This is a genomic window from Anaerostipes sp. Marseille-Q3525 (assembly GCF_018223505.1).
Lineage (GTDB): Bacteria > Bacillota > Clostridia > Lachnospirales > Lachnospiraceae > Anaerostipes > Anaerostipes amylophilus.
The window spans coordinates 1-3,432 of record NZ_JAGTTT010000063.1; the positions used below are offsets into that span (position 1 = coordinate 1).

General features: G+C 34.3%; 5 protein-coding genes. 2 read left to right on the forward strand and 3 right to left on the reverse strand.

Going from position 1 to position 3,432, the window contains the following annotated elements; translation table 11 throughout:
- Window positions 1-353: VanZ family protein (locus tag KE503_RS14185; protein WP_212385687.1), on the forward strand; the 353-nt coding region annotated here is incomplete at its 5' end.
- Between the two features lie 31 nt (window positions 354-384).
- Here KE503_RS14185 and KE503_RS14190 read toward each other — a convergent pair.
- Genes KE503_RS14190 through KE503_RS14200 form a run of 3 tightly spaced genes read right to left on the reverse strand, consistent with a single transcriptional unit; the run spans window position 385 to window position 2,177 of the window.
- On the reverse strand, window positions 385-633 hold the full coding sequence (locus KE503_RS14190) for a hypothetical protein (RefSeq protein ID WP_117945361.1): 249 nt from the start codon (window positions 631-633) through the stop codon (window positions 385-387).
- Complete coding sequence (locus tag KE503_RS14195; RefSeq protein WP_212385688.1) at window positions 617-1,789, reverse strand: M56 family metallopeptidase; 1,173 nt, start codon at window positions 1,787-1,789, stop codon at window positions 617-619. Before KE503_RS14195 ends, KE503_RS14190 begins: the two co-directional genes overlap by 17 nt.
- A gap of 1 nt (window position 1,790) precedes the next feature.
- Window positions 1,791-2,177 (reverse strand): BlaI/MecI/CopY family transcriptional regulator, encoded by a 387-nt coding sequence (locus KE503_RS14200; protein ID WP_117945359.1) that lies wholly within the window; start codon window positions 2,175-2,177, stop codon window positions 1,791-1,793.
- A gap of 390 nt (window positions 2,178-2,567) precedes the next feature.
- Between KE503_RS14200 and KE503_RS14205 the strand changes: the two genes are divergently transcribed.
- Window positions 2,568-3,432 (forward strand): hypothetical protein (locus KE503_RS14205; protein ID WP_212385689.1); only part of this gene is annotated, 865 nt, incomplete at its 3' end.

Below are 3,432 nucleotides of genomic sequence, written 5' to 3' on the forward strand. Positions count from 1 at the left end.
CAAGGATCTTAAGTTTTTTTGGATTCTTCCAGATTCATTCTAATGCAGATCTTATGATGCATGCGGAAGTAGTGCATACATTCGTTAGAAAGACAGCACATTTTACAGAATATGCAGTGCTTGGATTCTTTACTTATAAGGCAGTATCCTGTGATGTGAAGGATCGAAAGAAAGCAGTATTGATCGCACAGTTGATCTCTACAGGGTATGCGTCAACTGATGAGATCCATCAATTATTTGTTCCAGGGAGAGAAGGAAAAGTATTTGATGTGATGATCGACAGCTGTGGGGCATTTTGTGGGATTATGGTTTCAATGATTACGCAGAAATTAATAGAAAAAAAGAAAGGTTAGCAGAGCAATTAAATCTGCTGGCCTTTCTTTTTTAAGCTTGAATCCACTTACCAATCCATTTTTTTGTTGTTTGATTGTATTTCCTTTTGTATAATTTACCATTCATAGTTTTATACTTCCAAACTATAACATCACCACTATATACAGAAGAATCTTCTTCAGAAATAACAGTAGAAGGTTTTGAAGTGGTGTTCTGAGCTGAAACAGTTAAGTCAGAAAATAGACCAATTGCGATAAAACTAAATAAAAAAAGAAAAATAAACCTATTCAATGTTTTCATAAATTTTCATAGCCTCCTTTTTATTGGAATAGATTTTTGAACCTTTATAATCTTCAGGATTTTCAATGATTCCTGCATTCATAAAACTATCTTCTTGTTTGATATATAAATCATAACCTTTGCCATCTTTTCGTTTTATATAGAATGAATTACTGCTATTAGGCTTATCAAAGATAACAGCACCATCATCGTCAAGATTTGAGGGTGGTGAACTAGGTTGAAAGATAAAACATAACGAAAGAATAAATAACAAAGAGATACATCCAATATGCAGAAATTGTGAAAATGTATTTTTATGAATCTTTGGACTCTCACTGATCAGATCGCATCTTTTCTCAATACTTAAAATCGTACCTTCCTGAAAATGCAGTGTTGGAAGGGCGTGAAAGGTATGAGTTTGTTTGGAAGTCTTAAGAAGACTCAACATATAATCAGTTCGTGTAAATTCATCCATATCTCTGGTAAGACTGATATCATTTGCATATTCAGCAGTATCTTTGATCTGGCGGCGAATCATATAAGAAAGAGGATTCCACCAGTAAATACATACAACCAGTTCCCAGAAAAAACTCTTCCACAAGTCATGATGCAGATAATGATTAAGCTCATGCATAAAAATAAAACGCAGATCCTGCTCACTGTATTCGCTGTCAGGAAGAAGAATCACAGGATGAAGCAGACCAGAAATTGCAGGACTGGAAAGACCAGGTACCTGAAAGACTGAAATCTGTTTCGTGCAATGATATTCTTCCAAAACATCAGAAAAAATCCTTGATACTTTGAAGTCATCAAGAGGATTTAACTGATGAAGCAAATGATGATAGCAGACAAGCTTATAAAAATATATAGCAAGTCTTAAACAACTGCCAACACTCAAAATGATCACAAGAATTGTCAGAAATTCCACAGATGAAATCTTCACTCTTAAAAGATTAAAAAGAAAAGGAAGAATTTTATGGGATTCAACATTCATGGCAAAATGAAAATTCCAAGGCAAAAGCATACGGATCATGACAACTCCGACAGCAAGATAAATCACAGAAGTTCCATTTCTTAAGATAAATCGGTTACTTCTGCAAAATACAAAAAGATAAAGCATCATCAGACTGCCAAAAAGACAGGAACTGAATACGGAACCATAATTTGCAGGTGTCATATTAGGACTTCCTTTCCAGAGCTTTCTTACGTTCTTCTAATTTCTTCTGTAAACGTTCAATAACTTCAATATCATTTTCAGATTCTACATATTGAAAAAGAATATTAGAAGATAAAAGATCCTTCACAACTCCGTTAATATTCTCGGAAGCATAGTCTTCAGAAGAAACAACAGGAATATAGCTTCTGGTTAAAACCTTACCACTATATACAATGTCGGAAACTTCAATATAGTTTTTCTTAAGTAAAGAACGCAATGCAGATTGAACAGAGTTCAGATTCAGCGAAGAATCAAGCTGAACAAAATCAGAAGCAATCATAGGCTTTTTTTCGTTCCATAATATTTTCATAATATGTAATTGTGATTGGGTTAGTTTTTTGTATTTCATAGGTTATCAACTCCTTAGGTATATTTTATATGAATATATGAATATTTTCAATAAAAAAATAAATTTAATACATCTAACTATTTTAAATTAAAATAGTTGTTGAAAAAAGAATTATCATATAGTAAAATGAAAAACGAAAACAATAAAATATTGATACATGGTAGGTGGGGTATTATTGGAAATTTTAATAATACCCCTAATTTAGAAGGCATCATTTAATCGGAAAGAGGGAAAAAGGTTATGGACATTAAAAAATCCATGGAATACAAAGGCTGGCAACCGGTCTATCTGCACACAGCAGATAGCAGTATCACATGGATAATATTATAGTAGCAGATACAAGAATAAGAAGCAAATAGATATGATAAAAAAGAAAAGGAATTATTAAATATGAGAAAAAGTTTACCAAAGAGACTGCTCGCATTGATCTTGATTATAACAATGATTACTACAACAGCCGAATGGTCACAGATTGCAACAATGACACGGAAAATCTATGCATCTGAGAAAACAGAAAATACAAAGATAGAATCTAAAGAAGTAATAAAAGGTGAAAACACAAAGAATTCTACAACATTTCAGCTCTCAAATGGAAAGAAACAAACTATCTTTTACGGCCAGGATGTCCGTTTTGAAACAGACAATGGAACATTAGAAGACTACGATCCAACACTCGTAAAAGTAGAAGATTCAAAAAGCGAGAACGGAAACAGCTTAAAAGACTATGCCTATGAAAATGAAACAGGGGATAAGAAACACTATCTGCCAAAGAAACTGACAGACAAGACCCCGGTTTTGATGGAAAATGGAAAGTATGAGATCTCTTTCGCACCAATCTATGGAGAGGAAAAAGAGAATAAAGATAATACAGATACAGACAACACAACAGATTCAAAAGATCAGTCAGATAACCAGACATCCAAAGCTGTGGAACAGGCAGTTGCACAGGCAGATCAGGCAGTCCGTGCAGTGACAGAAGCAACATCTGACGATCAGACAGCAGATACAGAAGCAACAGACAAAGACGATCAGGAAGATGCCCTCACATCGGTAAAGAAATTAACACGTACCGGACTGGAAGAAGAAACGGTGGAAGATGCACGGGGAAATACCGAGGAAAAACAGGTCAAAGTCTCATATGAATCAGAGAAGAAAGACTGCACATTTTCCTATGAATCCCTGAATACAGGAGTGAAAGAAAGCATTGTCCTGACAAAAGCACCCGAAGGAAACGTTCTGAAGTTCCATTTTAAAG

What these genes read in the sequence shown, in the direction of transcription:
- KE503_RS14190 (WP_117945361.1), bottom strand. Translation starts at nt 633, where the DNA reads ATGAAAACATTGAATAGGTTTATTTTTCTTTTTTTATTTAGTTTTATC.
- KE503_RS14195 (WP_212385688.1), bottom strand. Translation starts at nt 1,789, where the DNA reads ATGACACCTGCAAATTATGGTTCCGTATTCAGTTCCTGTCTTTTTGGC.
- KE503_RS14200 (WP_117945359.1), bottom strand. Translation starts at nt 2,177, where the DNA reads ATGAAATACAAAAAACTAACCCAATCACAATTACATATTATGAAAATA.